15 protein-coding genes are annotated in these 17,542 nt (G+C 66.6%); 13 read left to right on the plus strand and 2 right to left on the minus strand.

Annotated elements, in window-relative coordinates:
* Positions 1-36 precede the first annotated feature (36 nt).
* From murG to lpxC, 7 genes are all read left to right on the plus strand, one after another.
* On the plus strand, positions 37-1,110 hold the full coding sequence (gene murG, locus CAL13_RS04865; RefSeq protein WP_232462582.1) for an undecaprenyldiphospho-muramoylpentapeptide beta-N-acetylglucosaminyltransferase: 1,074 nt from the start codon (positions 37-39) through the stop codon (positions 1,108-1,110).
* Entirely contained in the window at positions 1,107-2,513 is a 1,407-nt protein-coding gene (gene murC, locus CAL13_RS04870; protein ID WP_086056367.1) for a UDP-N-acetylmuramate--L-alanine ligase, read from the plus strand. The genes murG and murC overlap by 4 nt, the downstream gene beginning before the upstream one ends.
* Positions 2,510-3,541: a D-alanine--D-alanine ligase gene (locus CAL13_RS04875; RefSeq protein ID WP_086071688.1), complete on the plus strand. Its 1,032-nt coding sequence runs from the start codon at positions 2,510-2,512 to the stop codon at positions 3,539-3,541. The genes murC and CAL13_RS04875 overlap by 4 nt, the downstream gene beginning before the upstream one ends.
* 12 nt (positions 3,542-3,553) lie before the next feature.
* Positions 3,554-4,375, plus strand: coding sequence for a cell division protein FtsQ/DivIB (locus CAL13_RS04880; protein ID WP_086056369.1), 822 nt, complete (start codon positions 3,554-3,556; stop codon positions 4,373-4,375).
* Between the two features lie 4 nt (positions 4,376-4,379).
* On the plus strand, positions 4,380-5,606 hold the full coding sequence (gene ftsA, locus CAL13_RS04885; protein WP_086056370.1) for a cell division protein FtsA: 1,227 nt from the start codon (positions 4,380-4,382) through the stop codon (positions 5,604-5,606).
* A 191-nt stretch (positions 5,607-5,797) separates the two neighbouring features.
* Entirely contained in the window at positions 5,798-6,988 is a 1,191-nt protein-coding gene (gene ftsZ / locus CAL13_RS04890) for a cell division protein FtsZ (RefSeq protein WP_086056371.1), read from the plus strand.
* Positions 6,989-7,189: 201 nt separating this feature from the next.
* Positions 7,190-8,113, plus strand: coding sequence for a UDP-3-O-acyl-N-acetylglucosamine deacetylase (lpxC, locus tag CAL13_RS04895; RefSeq protein WP_086056372.1), 924 nt, complete (start codon positions 7,190-7,192; stop codon positions 8,111-8,113).
* Between the two features lie 47 nt (positions 8,114-8,160).
* Here the strand turns inward: lpxC and CAL13_RS04900 are convergent, their stop codons facing one another.
* Positions 8,161-8,649 carry a DciA family protein gene (locus CAL13_RS04900; protein ID WP_086056373.1) on the minus strand — a complete coding sequence of 163 codons (489 nt, stop codon included), beginning with the start codon at positions 8,647-8,649 and terminating at the stop codon, positions 8,161-8,163.
* A gap of 40 nt (positions 8,650-8,689) precedes the next feature.
* Between CAL13_RS04900 and CAL13_RS04905 the strand changes: the two genes are divergently transcribed.
* The 6 genes from CAL13_RS04905 (at position 8,690) to CAL13_RS04930 (ending at position 16,966) form a co-directional block, all read left to right on the plus strand.
* Positions 8,690-9,733 carry a M23 family metallopeptidase gene (locus CAL13_RS04905; protein ID WP_086071689.1) on the plus strand — a complete coding sequence of 348 codons (1,044 nt, stop codon included), beginning with the start codon at positions 8,690-8,692 and terminating at the stop codon, positions 9,731-9,733.
* Between the two features lie 165 nt (positions 9,734-9,898).
* Positions 9,899-12,637, plus strand: a complete 2,739-nt coding sequence (secA, locus tag CAL13_RS04910) for a preprotein translocase subunit SecA (RefSeq protein ID WP_086056375.1) — start codon at positions 9,899-9,901, stop codon at positions 12,635-12,637.
* Positions 12,638-12,689: 52 nt separating this feature from the next.
* Positions 12,690-13,412 (plus strand): VOC family protein, encoded by a 723-nt coding sequence (locus CAL13_RS04915; protein WP_086071690.1) that lies wholly within the window; start codon positions 12,690-12,692, stop codon positions 13,410-13,412.
* 107 nt (positions 13,413-13,519) lie between these two features.
* Positions 13,520-14,224 carry a GntR family transcriptional regulator gene (locus CAL13_RS04920; protein WP_086056377.1) on the plus strand — a complete coding sequence of 235 codons (705 nt, stop codon included), beginning with the start codon at positions 13,520-13,522 and terminating at the stop codon, positions 14,222-14,224.
* A gap of 122 nt (positions 14,225-14,346) precedes the next feature.
* On the plus strand, positions 14,347-15,270 hold the full coding sequence (locus tag CAL13_RS04925) for a tripartite tricarboxylate transporter substrate binding protein (protein WP_086073519.1): 924 nt from the start codon (positions 14,347-14,349) through the stop codon (positions 15,268-15,270).
* A gap of 1 nt (position 15,271) precedes the next feature.
* On the plus strand, positions 15,272-16,966 hold the full coding sequence (locus CAL13_RS04930) for a thiamine pyrophosphate-binding protein (protein WP_086071691.1): 1,695 nt from the start codon (positions 15,272-15,274) through the stop codon (positions 16,964-16,966).
* On the opposite strand, the gene CAL13_RS04935 is transcribed toward CAL13_RS04930, so the two are convergent.
* Positions 16,963-17,523 carry a cysteine dioxygenase family protein gene (locus tag CAL13_RS04935; protein WP_086071692.1) on the minus strand — a complete coding sequence of 187 codons (561 nt, stop codon included), beginning with the start codon at positions 17,521-17,523 and terminating at the stop codon, positions 16,963-16,965. The genes CAL13_RS04930 and CAL13_RS04935 overlap by 4 nt on opposite strands.
* Positions 17,524-17,542 lie beyond the last annotated feature (19 nt).

Raw genomic sequence — 17,542 nt, forward strand, 5'->3', positions numbered from 1 at the left:
CGGCGTGAACCCCGCTTGTCGCGCACGGCGCTGATCATGGCCGGCGGCACGGGCGGACACATCATGCCGGGTCTGGCGGTGGCCGCGGTCCTGCGCGAGCGCGGGTGGCAAGTGCGGTGGCTCGGGAACCCGGAAAAGATGGAAGGCCGCCTGGTGCCGGCGCACGGCATCGACATGGCGCCGCTGCGCTTCCAGGGCGTGCGCGGACGCGGGCTCACGGCGCTGCTGCAGCTGCCCGGCCGGCTGCTGGCCGCGCTGCGCCAGGCCTGGCGGCATCTGTCCGAGACGCGTCCCGATGTGGTCCTTGGCATGGGCGGCTATGTCGCTTTCCCAGGGGGGGTGGCGGCCGCGCTGCGCGGGATTCCGCTGGTCGTACACGAACAGAACGCCGTGGCCGGAACGGCGAACCGCACGCTGGCCCGCCTGGCCGCACGCGTGTTGACGGGTTTCCCCGGTGTGCTGCGAGGCGGCGAAGCCGTGGGCAACCCCGTGCGCGCCGAGGTCTGCGCCGTACCGGCGCCTGCGCAGCGTTATGCGGGTCGCGATGGCGCGCTCCATGTGCTGGTCGTTGGCGGCAGCCTGGGCGCGCAGGCCTTGAATACGATCGTTCCGCAGGCGCTTGCCCTGCTGCCGGCGGCGTCGCGGCCGCAGGTGACGCACCAGGCCGGCGAGCAGCATATCGATGCCCTGCGTGCGGCCTATGCCGCCGCGGGCGTGCAGTCGGATTGCAGGGCCTTCATCGACGATATGGCGGGCGCCCTGGCGGCGGCTGACGTCGTCATTTGCCGCGCGGGTGCGATGACGGTGGCGGAAATCGCCGCCGCGGGCGCCGCCGCGCTTTTCATTCCTTTTCCGCACGCGATCGACGATCACCAGACCGCGAACGCCCGTTACCTGAGCGACGCTGGCGCGGGCTGGCTGCGCCAGCAAGCCGACCTGACGCCGCAATGGCTCGCCGAATGGCTGACGCAGCGCAGCCGCGGCGAGCTGTGCGATGTCGCCGCCCGTGCGCGCGCCCGAGCCATGCCGGACGCCGCCCAGCGCATCGCCGACGCATGCGAAGCCGTCGCGGCGCGCCGCGTGGGTCGCGGAGTCAACAGAACATCATGAAACACAGAATTCAACATATCCATTTCGTCGGGATCGGCGGGTCCGGGATGAGCGGCATCGCGGAAGTGCTGCTGAACCTGGGCTACCGTGTCAGCGGCTCCGACCTGAGCGACTCCGCCGTGACGCGCCGCCTGTCGGAATTGGGCGTGTCCGTCGTCATCGGGCATGCCGCCGCCAATATCGCAGGCGCCGACGCCATTGTGACTTCCACGGCGGTGGCCGGCGACAACCCCGAAGTCATCGCCGCGCGGGCCGCCCGCATTCCGGTCGTGCCGCGCGCCATCATGCTGGCCGAACTCATGCGGCTCAAGCGGGGCATCGCGATTGCGGGTACGCATGGCAAGACCACCACGACCAGCCTGGTGGCAAGCGTGCTGGCGGCCGGCGGCCTGGATCCCACCTTCGTGATCGGCGGCCGCCTGAACTCCGCCGGCGCCAACGCGCGGCTGGGGCAGGGCGAATACATCGTGGTCGAAGCCGACGAGTCGGATGCCTCGTTCCTGAACCTGCTGCCGGTCATGGCCATCGTTACGAACATCGATGCCGACCATATGGATACGTATGGCCACGACGTTGCCCGGCTGAAGAGCGCTTTCATCGAATTCACCCAGAAGCTGCCGTTCTACGGGAGCGCGGTGCTGTGCATGGATGACGCCAACGTCAGGGAAATCATGCCCTTCGTGTCGCGTCCGATCACGACCTACGGCTTGAGCGCCGAGGCGCAGGTGTCGGGCCGCAACGTGCGCACCGACGGCACGCGCATGTGCTTCGATGTGTTGCGGCGCGACCGCGACATCGAACTGCCGCCCTTGTCGGTATGTCTGAACCTGCCCGGCCTGCACAATGTACGCAACGCGCTGGCCGCGATCGCCGTGGCGTCCGAGCTCGGCGTGCCGGACAAGGCCATCTGCAATGCGCTGGAGTCCTTCCATGGCGTGAACCGGCGCTTTACCCAGGTCGGCGATTTCGCGGTGCCCAAAACGCACGGCGGAGGCACGTTCACCGTGATCGACGACTACGGCCATCATCCCGCCGAGATGGCCGCCACGCTGGCGGCCGCTCGCGGCGCCTGGCCGAAGCGGCGCATCGTGCTGGCCTTCCAGCCCCACCGCTATACCCGCACCCGGGATTGCTTCGAGGATTTCGTACGTGTGCTCGGCTCCGCCGATGCCGTTCTGCTGACGGAAGTCTATGCAGCCGGCGAGCCGCCCCTGGTGGCCGCGGACGGGCGCGCCCTGGCGCGCGCGCTGCGCGTGGCCGGCAAGGTCGAGCCCGTCTTCGTCGAAGATGTGGCCGAGCTGCCGCAGGCCACGCTGGACTTCGTGCGGGACGGCGACGTCGTCATCGTCATGGGCGCCGGATCCATCAGCAAGGTGCCGGCGCAGATAGGAGAACTCGCATGAGCATCGATGATCGCCAGAACGCCGCCGCGCGCGAAGAAAGCCTGCGCCGTGCGCGCGCTGCCGCCCAGTCGGGACCGGATGGCCGCGGACTGGGCCGCGTCGGCGTGCTTTATGGCGGCCGCTCGGCCGAGCGCGAGGTCTCGCTCATGTCCGGCGCCGGAGTGCATGAAGCGCTGCGCAGCGTGGGCGTGGACGCGCATCTGTTCGACACCGGTACGCAGGGCCTGGGCGAGCTGGAGGCGGCCGGGTTCGACCGCGTCTTCATCGCGCTGCACGGCCGTTACGGCGAAGACGGAACCATCCAGGGCGCGCTGGAGTTGCTCGGCATTCCCTACACCGGGAGCGGCCCGGCGGCTTCGGCGATCGCCATGGACAAGATCATGACGAAGCGGATCTGGCTGCAGCACGGCCTGCCCACGCCCGACTTTGCCGTCCTGGATGCGCACACCGAGCTGCGGCGCGTTCCCGACAGCCTGGGCCTGCCGCTGATCATCAAGCCGCCGCACGAGGGCTCGACGGTCGGCATCACGAAGGTGCTCGGCTATTCGGACATGAAGGAAGCCTATGCCGAGGCGGCGCGGTTCGATAGCGAAGTGCTGGCGGAGCAGTTCATCGCTGGCCGCGAACTGACGGTCGCGCTGCTGGGCGCGGGCAGCACGGCCCGGGCGCTGCCGGTGATCGAAATCGCCGCGCCCGGTGGCAACTACGACTACGAGCACAAGTACTTCTCTGACGATACGCAGTACTTCTGCCCGGCCGATCTGCCGGAGGCGGTTGCGCGCGAGGCCCAGCGCGTCAGCGTCGAGGCCTACCGCGCGCTGGGCTGCGAGGGCTGGGGCCGCGCCGACCTGATGCTGGATGCCGAGCAGCGCGTATGGCTGCTTGAAATGAATACGTCTCCCGGTATGACGAGCCATTCGCTGGTGCCCAAGGCGGCGCAGGCGGTTGGCATGACGTATCCGGAACTTTGTGTGGCAATTTTGTCCGAGGCTTCGTGCAAAGTACGCAGCCCGGCGCGCAACCGTTGATTTGGATATTCCGTGTGGAACGATGCTCGCACCACCAACCTGATCGCCAACACGCTGGCCGTGCTGGCGGTGCTCGCCATGCTGGCGGCCGGGCTGGTGTGGCTGGCGAAGCGGCCGTATTTCGATCTGGCCGCGATCGAGCTGGAAGCGGCTCCGGGCTCGCAGCTGCACTATGTATCGCCCGTCAGCGTGCGGGCGGCGATTGCGGGCGAGCTCAAGGGCAATTTCTTCACCATGAACCTGGACAAGGCGCGTGCGGTGTTCGAGTCCGCGCCCTGGGTGCGGCACGCGACCGTGCGCCGCATCTGGCCCAATGTGCTGCGCGTGCGGATCGAGGAACAGCAGCCCCTGGCGCTCTGGAACGAAAACCAGATGATCAATACCTGGGGCGAGTCGTTCACCGCGAATACGGGCGAGCTGGACGACGAGTCCGCCTTGCCGCATTTCTACGGGCCCGAGGGCAGCGAAAGCCTGGTGGTGCAGCGCTATGCCGAGCTGGCGCGCTGGTTCGCGCCGCTCGATATGCGTGTCGAGGATCTGGAGCTGAGCCCCCGCTATGCCTGGCGGGCGACCCTGTCGAATGGGCTCAAGCTGGACCTTGGGCGAGACCCGGGCGCGGATGCGCCCGACCCCAACGGGCCGCCGGGAGCCTTGCCGTTCGCCGCGCGCATTCAGCGCTTCGTGCAGGCCTGGCCCGCCCTGACGCAGAAACTGGAGGGCCGCACCATTTTGCAGGCCGATTTGCGCTACCCCAACGGGTTTGCATTGGCTCTGGCGCCGTTGCCGGAATCCGAATCCAAAACCAAACCGAAATCCAATTTGAAAAAGCGCTAACGCCATGACCCGTGACATCAAGGACTTAATCGTCGCCCTCGATATCGGAACCAGCAAGGTGGTGGCTGTGGTGGCCGAGATCCTGCCGGAAGGCCGGTTCGAGGTGCTGGGCCTGGGCCAGCACGAATCGCGCGGCATGCGTAAGGGCGTGGTCGTCAACATCGAAACAACGGTGAATTCCATCCAGCGCGCGCTCGAGGAAGCCGAGCTGATGGCCGATTGCAAGATCCGCGACGTCTACACGGGCATCGCCGGCAGCCATATCCGCAGCTTCAACTCCAGCGGCATGGTCGCCGTGAAAGACAAGGAAGTTACCGCCACCGACGTGGCGCGCGTCATCGAAACTGCCAAGGCGGTCAACATACCGACCGACCAGCAGGTGCTGCACGTGCTGACGCAGGAGTTCATCGTCGACGGTCAGGAAGACATCCGCGAACCGATCGGCATGAGCGGCCTGCGCCTGGAAGTGCGCGTGCACATCGTGACGGGCGCGGTCAGCGCCGCGCAGAACATCGTCAAGTGCGTGCGGCGTTGCGGCCTGGAAGTGCAGGACCTGATCCTGCAGCCGCTGGCTTCGAGCCTGGCTTGCCTGACCACCGACGAGAAGGAGCTGGGCGTCGTGCTGGTGGACATCGGCGGAGGCACCACCGACGTGGCGATTTTCACGGGCGGCGCCATCCGGCATACGGCGGTCATTCCGATCGCCGGCGATCAGATCACCAACGATATCGCGGCGATGCTGCGCACCCCGACGCCCGACGCGGAGGAAATCAAACTGCGCTATGGCGTGGCCAAACAGGTGCTGGCAAGCCCGGACGAAACGGTGGAGGTGCCGGGCCTGGGCGACCGCGGCCCGCGGCTCGTCAAGCGGCAGGCCTTGGGTGCGGTCATCGAGCCGCGCATCGAGGAACTGTTCACGCTGGTGCAGCAGGTGGTGCGCGATTCCGGCTATGAGGACTTGCTGGCCTCGGGCGTCGTGCTCACCGGCGGGTCGGCGCAGCTGCCCGGCATGGTCGAGCTGGCCGAGGACGTGTTTCTGAAACCGGTGCGGGTCGCCGTGCCGGAGTACGAAGGCAGTCTCGCCGACGTGATGCGCAACCCGCGCTTCGCGACCGTCATGGGGCTGTTGCAGGAGGCCCGCATGCAACGCATGCGCGGCCGCAAGGTTGCCGCGCAGACGGGGAATTTCAAAACCCTGTTGGCGCGGATGAAGGAGTGGTTCATGAACTAGGAGGGCGACAGTCCTCCAGGGACCGTGCTGCCGGCGGTCCCGCGGTGCGCCGGGGCGGGATGGCTGGCGCGCCGGGAGACGTTTCAAACCCGTGGCGGACCTGAGGGTCGGCGTCGGCTTTGAAGCGATTCACAAAGAAGGTAGTTGGGGAAATTTCTTGTGATTTGCATATCAGACTTGAGGGAGTCTTCATGATGAACTTTGAAATGCTCGAAAACAGCACCAAAGGGACCGTGATCAAGGTCGTTGGTGTCGGCGGTGCGGGCGGCAATGCCGTGGCGCACATGATTCGCAATGGCGTGAGCGGCGTCGATTTCATCTGCGCCAACACGGACGCACAGGCGCTGGCGGCCACGAACGCCCCGGTGCAGATCCGCCTGGGCCGCACCGGCCTGGGCGCTGGCGCCAAGCCCGAGCAGGGCCGCGCGTCGGCGGAAACCGCACGCGAGGAGATCCGCGCGGCGCTGAACGGCGCGCACATGGTGTTCATCACCGCCGGCATGGGCGGCGGCACCGGCACCGGCGCCGGTCCGGTCGTCGCCGAGGTCGCCAAGGAGCTCGGCATCCTGACGGTCGGTGTCGTCACCAAGCCGTTCGCTTTCGAGGGCACCAAGCGCCTGAAAATGGCCGAAGAGGGCATCAACGAACTGGCGAAGCATGTGCATTCGCTGATCGTCGTGCTCAATGAAAACCTGTACGAGCTGATGGACGAGGACGCCACGCAGGAAGACTGCTTCAAGGCGGCGGACGACATCCTTCACAATGCCTGCGCCGGCATTGCCGAAATCATCAACGTGGAAGGCAATGTCAACGTCGACTTCGAAGACGTCAAGACCATCATGGGCGAGCAGGGCCAGGCCATGATGGGTACGGCGACGGCCTCCGGCGCCGACCGCGCCCGCGTGGCGGCCGAGCATGCCATTGCGTGCCCGCTGCTGGAAGGCGTGGATCTGCACGGGGCCCGCGGCGTGCTGGTCAATATCACCGCCAGCCGCACCCTGAAGATGCGCGAAACCCGCGAAATCATGGAAACCATCCGCGGCTACGCTTCCGAGGATGCCACCGTGATCTTCGGCACCGCCTACGATGAATCCATGGGCGACAACCTGCGCGTCACGGTGGTGGCCACGGGCTTGGGCCGCACCCAGAGCCGTCCGCAATTGGTGCAGAGCACGGCCGAAGTGCTGCGTACCGGTACGGACAACTTCCCGATGGCCGGGATGATGCCCAATGGCTCCGGTCAGGGCGATTACCGCAATCTGGACATGCCGTCGGTGATGCGCAACCCGCGCACGCAGGCGTCGGCCCAGGTGCGCGCCCTGGAAAGCTCGGGCATGGACCACTTCGACATTCCGGCGTTCCTGCGCAAGCAGGCCGACTGAGCGTCAGGCGGTTCGCAACTCCCTCAACCCCGGCCCGCTTCCCCGGCGGGCCGGGAAGGGAAAGACGCGCCCCCGGCCGATAGATACAAGCTATCATTTCGGTTAGTTACTTTGCGTTGGTCGCGCATTTCCGCGGCGTTACAATGACGCATTCCGACAAGGCCCTCCGGTTTTGTCCAACCAGAATACGAAAACTTTCTCATGTTCCGTCAACGCAGCATTCAGAACTTGGTCAAGACCACCGGCGTCGGCGTGCATTCCGGACGCCGGGTCGAGCTCACGCTTCGTCCCGCTGCGCCGAATACTGGGATCGTTTTCCATCGCATCGATTTGCCCGAAGTGGTGGATCTTCCGGCACTGGCGACCGCCGTCGGCGATACCCGCATGGCGTCGGTCCTGCAGCAAGGCAATGTGCGCGTTTCCACGGTCGAACACCTGATGTCCGCCCTGGCCGGGCTGGGCATCGATAATCTGCACGTGGATCTGACGGCCGAGGAAGTGCCGATCATGGACGGCAGCGCAGCCACTTTCGTTTACCTGCTGCGTTCCGCGGGCATCGTGGAGCAGAACGCGCCGAAGCAGTTCATCCGCGTCAAGAAGACCATTGAAGTCCGGGAAGGCGAAGGCCGCAATGAGAAATGGGCCCGGCTGGAGCCCCATGACGGCTTCGCGCTGGCGTTTTCCATCGACTTCCGGCATCCGGCCATCGATTCCACGTCGAATTTCGCCGAGGTCGATTTCGCTACCCACTCGTATACCCGTGAAATCGCCCGCGCGCGTACCTTCGGTTTCGTGAACGAGGTCGAGGCGCTGCGTTCGATGGGCCTGGCCCGCGGCGGCAGCTTGGACAACGCGATTGTCATGGACGAATACCGCGTCCTGAACAGCGACGGGCTGCGCTACGACGACGAGTTCGTCAAGCATAAGATCCTGGACGCGATTGGCGACCTTTATCTGATCGGCAAGCCGTTGGTCGCGCGCTATGTCGCGTGCAAATCAGGCCATTACCTGAACAACCAGCTGGCCCGCGCGCTGCTCGCGCAGCAGGAGTCCTGGGAACTGGTGTCGTATCAGTCGCAGGCCGAGGCGCCGCAGGCGTTCCGCTACGAGTGGAAGCTGGCCTGACGGCCTCGAACACGCCGTCGCGCGGCTTGGTCCGCGCGATCCTTTGCTCAGCCCTGGCGATGGTGCCGTAGCAGGCGCTCGACGGCGTCTGCCAGCGGTCCCGGGTGCAAGGTTTCCCTCAGCGCCTGGAAGGCGTTCAGCGCGGTTTCGTCCAGCGGCACGGCTTCCTTCGGCGGACGTGCCGGTTTCGTCCCTGCGCCCGGCAGGCCCGCTTGAACCTTCACTGCGATTTCGTTAAGGTTCCACCCGCCCGCTTGCAGCGCCTGCGCGATTCGGGGCGCCATCTGGCGCAGCTTCGCCGCGTGGGCCGCGCTTGGCACGGCCAATTGCAGGCGATCGTGCTCGAGCCGCGCCACGCGGCATACGGCGCCCAGGGCTGGCGGCACGGCCGCCGCCACGGCGCGCTGGATCTGCAGGTGCAGGCGCGCGGTCGCCAGCACGCCGGCGCCTCGGGCATCGTGGCCCAGCCAGCCCAGCGCGGTATGGTCCGCCCGAGGGGGCTTGGCGAAGGGACGGTGTGCCGCGGATCTTTTCATGCCGGGGTGGAAAAGGATTGCTCGATTGAAGTTTGTCATTATGCATGGCCGGCGCGGGTCGCCGGGACATTTCACGCTGGAAGGCGGCCGGCTGGCCCTGCTGATGAGCGGCGTATTGCTGCTGGCCGCTCTCGCCGGCGCCTTGCTGTATCGCGGCTTGATGCCGGCGAGCGTCCTTCCCGCCGCGCAGGCGGTCGGTGTCGCGCCGGCCGGCGCGCCGGGACCGTACACCGACGACATGCTGCGGCGTACGCTCGCCTTGCTCGCCGAGAAAGTCGGCACCCTGCAGGCCCGGCTTGCCGGCGTGGACGCGCTGGCCCGCCGTCTTGCGGTTGCGGCCGGTGTTCCCATGCCGGCGGGTTGGGACGGCGCGCCGCCGTCCCAGTTTCCCGAAGCATCGCCCGCCTCGTCGCTGCAGGCGGTCGCCGCCGATGACGTCCTGGACGGCGCGATGGACGAAGCAGGCCAGGCTGAGGCGGCCGCCCCGGAGGGCGGCGTGCCGCAGCCGCCCGTCGAACCCGGCCCGGCCCAGGCGCTCGGCCGCCACATCGACATGCTGGCCGAGGAATTGGCCGCCCGCATGGCGGCGCTGCAGGTCTTCGATATGGCGCTCACGCGCCGCGCCGCCGACCTGGCGCGCCTGCCGACGTCCATGCCGCTGACCGACTACCCCTATCTGAGCTCATCCTACGGCTGGCGGCGCCATCCGGTCAGCGGCCGCTACACGCGGCATGAGGGCCTGGATTTCGCCGCGCCCGGCGGCACGCCGATCCTGGCGGCCGCCGGCGGCGTGGTCCGCGCGGCGGGTCCGGACGCGGGATACGGTCAGCGGGTCGAGATCGACCATGGCGACGGGCTGATGACCCGCTATGCCCACGCATCGAAGGTGCTCGTCAAGGCGGGCGACCTGGTCGAGCGCGGGCAGCCGATCGCTCGCGTGGGTTCTTCAGGCGTATCGACCGGGCCGCACCTGCATTTCGAGGTGCGTCTGGGCGGACAGGCTCTGGATCCGCGCCTCTTTCTTGGCCGCCCATCGACCGCGCCGCCGGTGATGGCGTCCGCGCCCGGGCCCATCGTCCGTTGACGACCGGCCGGGGCCCGGCCGCCGTGCCGGACCGTGCGGCGGAACGTTGCGGCCGGGTGCGTTACACTCGATCGTTTCCCGGCGGGCCACTCCGCTCCATCAACAACAAGACATGTCGCGCGCCGGCATTCCGCCGTCGGCGGTAAGGCGCGCGCGGATAGACGAATGGTTTCTCTGCTCAAAAAACTCATAGGCAGCCGCAACGACCGGCTGCTTAAGCAGTATCGCAAGCTGGTGAGCCAGATCAATGGTCTGGAACCGGGCATCGCGGCGCTCTCCGACGAGCAACTCGCGGCCAAGACGCAGGAATTCCGCAACCGCTATCAGCAGGGCACGTCGCTGGACGACCTGCTGCCCGAAGCTTTTGCCGTGGTTCGGGAGGCGGGCAAGCGCGTGTTCGGAATGCGCCATTTCGACGTGCAGATGCTGGGCGGCATCGCCCTGCACAACGGCAAGATCGCCGAAATGCGGACCGGTGAAGGCAAGACGCTGATGGCGACGTTGCCCGTCTACCTGAACGCGCTGTCGGGCAAGGGCGTGCACGTGGTTACCGTGAACGACTACCTGGCCCGCCGCGACGCGGAATGGATGGGACGGCTGTACCGTTTCCTGGGGATGACCGTCGGCGTGGTCGTGCCGCAGCAGCCCAACGAGGAAAAGAAGGCGGCGTACCAGGCCGACATCACCTACGGCACGAACAACGAGTTTGGCTTCGACTACCTGCGCGACAACATGGAGTACCGCGTCGAAGACCGGCGCCAGCGCGGGCTGTCCTACGCCATCGTCGACGAGGTCGACTCCATCCTGATTGACGAGGCGCGCACGCCGCTGATCATTTCGGGCCAGGCGGAAGACCATACCGAGCTGTACATCCGTATGAACGCGGTGCCGCCGCTGCTCAAGCGCATGGAATCCGAACCCAAGCCGCAGGAGCCCGAGCCCGAAGGCGACTACTGGGTCGACGAAAAGAGTCAGCAGGTTTATCTGTCCGAAGCCGGACACGAGCACGCCGAAGCCATCCTGACGCGTCTGGGCATCCTGCCCGAAGGCGAATCCCTGTATGAGCCGCGGCACATCGCGCTGATGCATCACCTAATGGTCGCGCTACGCGCGCATACGCTGTTCTTCCGCGACCAGCAATACGTGGTGCAGGACGGCGAAGTGATCATCGTGGACGAATTCACGGGCCGCCTGATGGTGGGCCGGCGCTGGTCGGACGGCCTGCACCAGGCCGTCGAGGCGAAGGAAGGCGTGAAGATCCAGCACGAGAACCAGACGCTGGCTTCGATCACCTTCCAGAACTACTTCCGCATGTACGACAAGCTGGCCGGCATGACCGGCACCGCCGACACGGAAGCGTACGAGTTCCAGGAGATCTACGGGCTAGAAACCGTCATCATCCCGACCAACAAGCCGATGATCCGCAAGGATCAGAACGACCAGGTCTTCAAGACGGCGCGCGAGAAGTACGACGCGATCCTGGCCGACATCCGCGATTGCCACGAGCGCGGCCAGCCGGTGCTGGTCGGTACGACCAGTATCGAGAACTCCGAACTGCTCTCGGGTTTGTTGCAGAAAGCCAAGCTGCCGCACGAAGTGCTGAACGCCAAGCAGCATGCCCGCGAAGCCGAAATCGTCGCGGAAGCCGGCAAGCCGGGGCATATCACCATTGCCACCAACATGGCTGGCCGCGGCACCGACATCGTGCTGGGCGGCAGCGTGGACAAGCAGGTGGACCTGGTCCGTGCCGATCCCAACCTGTCGGAAGAGGAAAAGAACGCGCGTATCGAGAAGATCCGGTCCGAATGGAAGCCGGCCAATGAAAAAGTGAAGGCTGCCGGCGGCCTGCGCATCATCGGTACCGAGCGGCACGAATCCCGCCGTATCGACAATCAGCTGCGCGGCCGCGCCGGACGCCAGGGCGACCCCGGCTCGTCGCGGTTCTATCTGTCGCTGGAAGATCCGCTTATGCGTATCTTCGCCGGCGATCGCGTGCGCGCCATCATGGAGCGCCTGAAGCTGCCCGAAGGCGAGCCGATCGAGGCTGGCATGGTCACGCGCTCGATCGAAACGGCGCAGCGCAAGGTGGAAGGCCGCAACTTCGATATCCGCAAGCAGCTGCTCGAATACGACGACGTCGCCAACGACCAGCGCAAGGTGCTGTACGCGCAGCGCAACGAAGTGCTGGAGGCCGCGACGATCGGTCCGACGGTCGAGAGCATGCGCGACGGCGCCATCACTGAACTCTTCCGCGCTCACATCCCCGAGGAATCGGTGGAGGAGCAGTGGGATGTTCCGGGGCTGCAGCGTGCGCTGGAGTCGGACTTCCATATCTCGCTGCCGTTGACGGAGATGGTGGAAAAGGAACCCAACCTGACCGACGACGAACTGCTGGAACGGGTGCGCGAGGCGGCCGCTGCGGCGTATCGCGCCAAGGTGGAGCAGGTCGGCACGGAAGGCTGGGCGCAATTCGAACGCTCCATCATGCTGCAGGCCATCGATCAGCATTGGCGGGAGCACCTGTCGGCGCTGGACTATCTGCGCCAAGGGATCCATCTGCGCGGCTACGCGCAGAAAAATCCCAAGCAGGAATACAAGCGCGAGGCTTTCGAGCTGTTCTCCGGCATGTTGGACCGCATCCGCGATGATGTGGTCAAAGTGCTGATGACGGTTCGCATCCAGTCGCAGGAGCAGGTCGCCGCCGCGGAGGCGGAAGCTGCGCAGTCCCATGTCCACAACGTGCAATACCAGCACGCCGACTACGACGAAGCGCTTGGCAAGCAAGCGGACAGCGCCCCGGCCCAGCAGCCCGTGCGCAACGTGCTGCCCAAGGTCGGCCGCAACGATCCTTGCCCGTGCGGCAGCGGCAAGAAGTACAAGCAGTGCCACGGCAAGCTCGTCTAGGCGAGCGTGACCCGGCGGGCTTAGCTTGCGCGGGCGGTCCCAGGAGCGCTTGATGAAAGAAGCAGGCAATGCGGCGGAACTGGACCATGCGGTGATCATGGTCCGCGACCGTCTGGAAGAGGCGGCGCCGCATTTCACCGGGCAGGGCTACACGCTGAGCGAAACGGCGTTGCACAACCTTGGCTCCTGGAACCGCCTGATGGTTCTGGAGCACGCCTACATCGAGCTTCTGGGATGGCCGCCGGGCAAGCCGCCGGCCCGCAAGGAGATTGCCGATTCTCCGCTGGGACTGGAGGCGCTCGTGCTTCGCACCGACGATGCGCAAGCCACCTACGAACGCTTGCGCGCCGCGGGCTACGCCGTCAACCCGGTGCAGGTTCTGACCCGGCCCGCCAATGTGAATGGCCAAACCGTGGAAGCGCGCTTTCACACCGTCCGTTTCGCGGAGCAGCCCATCCCCGGCATGCGTCTGTACTTCTGTCGTCATCTCACTCCCGAGTGCGTGTGGCAGCCCGGGTTGATGCACCACGCCAACGGCGTCCGGGCCCTGGTGGAGGTAGCGGCGCGCGCGCCCAACCCGGCCAGCGTGGCGGCCGTTTTCGCGTCCCTCGCCGATAGCGCGGCCTTGCCGGCGGCCGACGGCAGCTGGGTTGTGCCGCTGGGCCATGCGCGACTGCGCATCGATCAAGGGGCCCCCGAGACCGCCAATTCGCTCGTGTCGCTCACCGTGCAAGACGCGCACGGGCAGCGCCATCTGCTCGATACCGGCTTCTGATTCCTCCGCGGCGCCGGGACGGCTTTGCGGGAAAACCCTTGTGGTCGCGCAAAGTGCATACACTTTAGTATGCAGTTTCCTTCCGAAGCGCATCGCGCGCCACAGCCATGGCCCTGCCTCGATATGCGGCCCGTACCTCCGAGGGCATCGCAAGCCTGTACGAGACCGTCAAAACCATGGCGGTCCAGTTTCAATTCAAGCCCGGCCAACGCATCAACGAGGTCGAGCTGGCGCGGCAGCTGAACGTCAGCCGTACGCCTCTGCGCGAGGTTTTGAACCAGCTGATGGTGGAGGGCTTCGTCACCCGGGCCGTCAACCGCGGCTTCATCGGACGTCCGCTGGACGCCAAGCAGATCCACAGCCTGTATGAATTCCGGTCCGTCCTGGAATGCGGCATCGTCCGCGTGGCATGCCAGCGGGCCACGGACGAACAGCTGGCGGTCCTGCGGGCGGCGGTGCAGGCGTCCCGCGATGTGCCGGAGGATGCGGACGCCACGCGCCTGCTCGCGCTGGACGAGTCCTTCCACGTGTCACTGGCGCGGCTGACCGGCAACGAGGAATTCGTGCGCAGCCTGGAAAGCGTCAATGCGCGTATCCATTTCGTGCGCTGGATCGATATGCGGCAGGGGCGCCGCAGCCATACCCAGGCCGAACACCTGCAGATCGTGGACGCGCTGCAGGCGCGCGACGAAGCGTTGCTGCAGACGCTGATGGGCCGTCACATCGGCCGGCGGCTGGACCAGATCACCGACGTTATCCGCACAGGCTTTTCCACCATCTATATGCGGGACCAATTGGAAGACCAGGCCTGAACCACACGCAAGGGGAAACCATGACGACGCTGAAGCACCCGAACAACCGATTCCGGCCGGCGCGCAAGCGCCTGGCTGTCCTTGGCGTGCTTGGCGCCACGCTGGCGGGCGCCTTGCTGCCGATGGCGCCGGTGGCGCACGCTGCGGATGAGCGGCCGCTGATCCTGGTGGTGCCATACCCGCCCGGCGGCAGCACCGATATTCTGGCGCGTATCCTGCAGCCCAAGCTGTCCGAACGCATGCACGGGCGCAGCGTCATCGTCGAAAACCGCGCCGGCGCGGCCAGCCAGATCGCCACCGCTTTCGTCGCGCGCGCGGCGCCCGACGGCAATACGCTGCTGGTCAGTTTCGACAACCACGCACTCAATCCCGCGGCAAAGTCCAACCTGCCCTACGACACGTTCAAGGACTTCGTCGGGATCTGCCAGACCGTGCGCTTTCCGCTCGTCATCGGCGCCAACCCGTCCGTTCCCGGCGATACGCTCAGCGCTTTTTTCGACGCTGTCCGGAAGAACCCGCGCAAGCAATACAACTTCGCTTCCACGGGCGTCGGCTCCCTGAACCATCTTGCGCCCGAGCAGCTCAAGCGGTTGTCCGGCGTGGACCTCCTGCATGTGCCGTATGGCGGCGGCGGACCCGCCGTGCAGGCGGTGGTGGGCGGGCAGGCCGATATGACGTGGCTCAGCTACGCGGCCCTGCGCGGCCAGATCCAGGCGGGCAAGATCAAGCCTCTGGCCGTGGCCGGCGAAAAGCGCCTGCCCGACCTGCCCAACGTGCCCACCGTGGCCGAGTCCGGCTATCCCGGGTTCGAGGCCTATTCATGGAGCGGGATGTTCGCGCCCGCCGGCACGCCGGCGGCTACGGTAAAAGCCTTGACCGCCGATTTCCAGGCTGTCCTTGCCGACCCGGAAGTTCGCCGCAAACTGACCGAGGCCGGCTTCGAAATCGTCGCGTCCGACGGACCGGCGCTGGACGCCTATGTGAAGCGCGAGTACCAGCGCTGGGACCAGTTCATCAAGACCAACCACATCAACCTGGAAAACTGACATGGCTCAACTCAATGGCGCCGAGGCGATGGTGCGCATGCTTCAGGCCTACGACGTAAAGCACATCTTCGGCCTGTGCGGCGATACCAGTCTGCCGTTCTACGACGCGCTTTACCGGCTCGACCACGGCATTCAGCACGTGTTGACGCGCGACGAACGCAGCGCCGGGTACATGGCGGATGCCTATGCCCGTGTCAGCGGGAAGGTGGGCGTGTGCGAAGGCCCGAGCGGGGGCGGCGCGACCTACCTTCTGCCTGGACTGGTCGAGGCGAACGAATCCTCCATCCCCGTGCTGGGCATCACTTCGGACGTGGCCGTGGGATCGCGCGGACGCTATCCCCTGACCGAACTGGACCAGGAAGCGCTCTACCGGCCATTGACCAAATGGAATCGGACCATCGACCGCGCCGACCAGATTCCGGGCATGGTGCGGGCGGCGTTCCGCGCCATGACGGGCGGCAAGCCGGGCGCCGCGCACCTGTGCTTCCCCTACGACGTGATGAAGCAGAGCGTCGATGCCGCCGACATCTGGGCCCAGCCCGAGCATGGCCGCTTTCCCGCGATGCGCTATGCGCCCGATCCCGCCGACGTCGCGCGCGCGGCGGCCATTCTGGCAGAGGCCCGTTCCCCGGTGATCCTGTGCGGCGGCGGCGTCGTGATCGCTGGCGCATGCGCGGTCTTGCAGACGCTGGCCGAATCGCTGAAAGCAGCGGTGTGCGTTACCGTCAGCGGGCAGGGCAGCCTTGCCGACAACCACCCCCTGAATGCGGGCGTGGTCGGTTCCAATGGCGGCATCATGGCGACCCGGGACGTGGTCGCGGCGGCGGACGTGGTGCTGTTCGTCGGCTGCCGCGCCGGCTCCACGTCCACCGAGCATTGGCGCTTTCCCAGCCGCGATACGACCATCCTGCACATCGACATCGACCCCATGGTCGTCGGCGCCAATTACCGCACCGAGGTCGGCATGGTGGGAGATGCCCGCCTGGCGCTGGAAGCCTTGGTTGCGGAAGTCATGCCGCGCCTGGCCCGGCGACGGTCCGACGCCGTGGACGGCGCGATTCTGGTGGGCAAGGCGCGCGCCGCGCGCGCGGCCCAGCTGGATGCGCTGGCGGCATCCACGGAACGTCCCATCCGGCCCGAACGCGTCGTCAAGACGCTGAACCGCCTGCTGCCCGACGATGCCATCGTCTGCGCCGACCCCGGCACGCCGTGCCCGTACTTTTCCGCGTACTACGACGCCAGCCGGCCCGGACGCCATTTCATCACCAACCGCGCGCACGGCGCGCTGGGCTATTCCCTGTCGGCCGCGTTCGGCGCGTGGTTCGGCCGGCCGCAGTCCAAATGCGTATCGGTGATGGGCGACGGCAGCTTCGGCTTCACCGTCGGCGAATTGGAAACAGTGGTCCGCCACAAAGCGCCTCTGCTGATGATCGTGTTCTCGAATTCGGTCTACGGCTGGATCAAGGCCAGCCAGAAGGCCGGCTATGACGAGCGCTACTACAGCGTCGATTTCGCCCGTACCGATCACGCGCGCGTGGCCGAGGCCTATGGTGTGAAGGCATGGCGGGTGGAAGACCCGGCCCAGCTCGAAACGGCGCTTCGCGAAGCCATGGAGCACGACGGCCCGGCGCTGGTCGACGTGCTGGCGCAACCGCTGCAGGACGCCGCCGCGCCGGTCAGCCAGTGGATGGGCTAAAGGCGTAGCGACGGGCCGTCGTGGCGGCCGGCTTCGGTGGAAACGATCCGGTTCACGCCTGTCGCGATGGCCCCTTCGCCGACGCCGTACACGTGCAGCGAAACCGCCGTCTCATCGCCGGCGTTTCCCAGGCGGTGAATCTGCTCCAGGCCAGGGCCGGCGGTAACGATGTCGCCTTGCCGCCGGATCTGCCGCCGCCAGGGCCGTGCGCACCCCGACGCCGCATCCCAGCGATACAGCGTTTCGGCAAGCTCGCCTTTGACGACACGGTAAGCGCACCAGGTGTGATGGCCGTGGACAGGGCTGAACTGCCGCGGCGGCCAGATCAGATAGACGATGGTAAACAATCCGTCCGGATCCGCGTACGCGACATGCCGGCTGTAGCCCTGCGCGGGACGCGCCGCGGGCGCTGTCGCGGCATCCAGCGCCTGCATGGGATCGGATCGCGCAACGCCCTCGGCGAGTGTGGCGAGCATGGCCGGCGGCGGCAGATCGCGGCCGGCGAGAATGGCCTCGCGAAGGGGCGCCAGCCCGGGCGGAGGAGGTGCATACTGCATGGCGGGCTCCAATCAAAAC

Origin of the sequence: Bordetella genomosp. 9, from assembly GCF_002119725.1 — a bacterium.
Classification (GTDB): domain Bacteria; phylum Pseudomonadota; class Gammaproteobacteria; order Burkholderiales; family Burkholderiaceae_B; genus Bordetella_C.

What these genes read in the sequence shown, in the direction of transcription:
- murG (WP_232462582.1), top strand. Translation starts at nt 37, where the DNA reads ATGGCCGGCGGCACGGGCGGACACATCATGCCGGGTCTGGCGGTGGCC.
- murC (WP_086056367.1), top strand. Translation starts at nt 1,107, where the DNA reads ATGAAACACAGAATTCAACATATCCATTTCGTCGGGATCGGCGGGTCC.
- CAL13_RS04875 (WP_086071688.1), top strand. Translation starts at nt 2,510, where the DNA reads ATGAGCATCGATGATCGCCAGAACGCCGCCGCGCGCGAAGAAAGCCTG.
- ftsA (WP_086056370.1), top strand. Translation starts at nt 4,380, where the DNA reads ATGACCCGTGACATCAAGGACTTAATCGTCGCCCTCGATATCGGAACC.
- ftsZ (WP_086056371.1), top strand. Translation starts at nt 5,798, where the DNA reads ATGATGAACTTTGAAATGCTCGAAAACAGCACCAAAGGGACCGTGATC.
- lpxC (WP_086056372.1), top strand. Translation starts at nt 7,190, where the DNA reads ATGTTCCGTCAACGCAGCATTCAGAACTTGGTCAAGACCACCGGCGTC.
- CAL13_RS04900 (WP_086056373.1), bottom strand. Translation starts at nt 8,649, where the DNA reads ATGAAAAGATCCGCGGCACACCGTCCCTTCGCCAAGCCCCCTCGGGCG.
- CAL13_RS04905 (WP_086071689.1), top strand. Translation starts at nt 8,690, where the DNA reads ATGCATGGCCGGCGCGGGTCGCCGGGACATTTCACGCTGGAAGGCGGC.
- secA (WP_086056375.1), top strand. Translation starts at nt 9,899, where the DNA reads ATGGTTTCTCTGCTCAAAAAACTCATAGGCAGCCGCAACGACCGGCTG.
- CAL13_RS04915 (WP_086071690.1), top strand. Translation starts at nt 12,690, where the DNA reads ATGAAAGAAGCAGGCAATGCGGCGGAACTGGACCATGCGGTGATCATG.
- CAL13_RS04920 (WP_086056377.1), top strand. Translation starts at nt 13,520, where the DNA reads ATGGCCCTGCCTCGATATGCGGCCCGTACCTCCGAGGGCATCGCAAGC.
- CAL13_RS04925 (WP_086073519.1), top strand. Translation starts at nt 14,347, where the DNA reads ATGGCGCCGGTGGCGCACGCTGCGGATGAGCGGCCGCTGATCCTGGTG.
- CAL13_RS04930 (WP_086071691.1), top strand. Translation starts at nt 15,272, where the DNA reads ATGGCTCAACTCAATGGCGCCGAGGCGATGGTGCGCATGCTTCAGGCC.
- CAL13_RS04935 (WP_086071692.1), bottom strand. Translation starts at nt 17,523, where the DNA reads ATGCAGTATGCACCTCCTCCGCCCGGGCTGGCGCCCCTTCGCGAGGCC.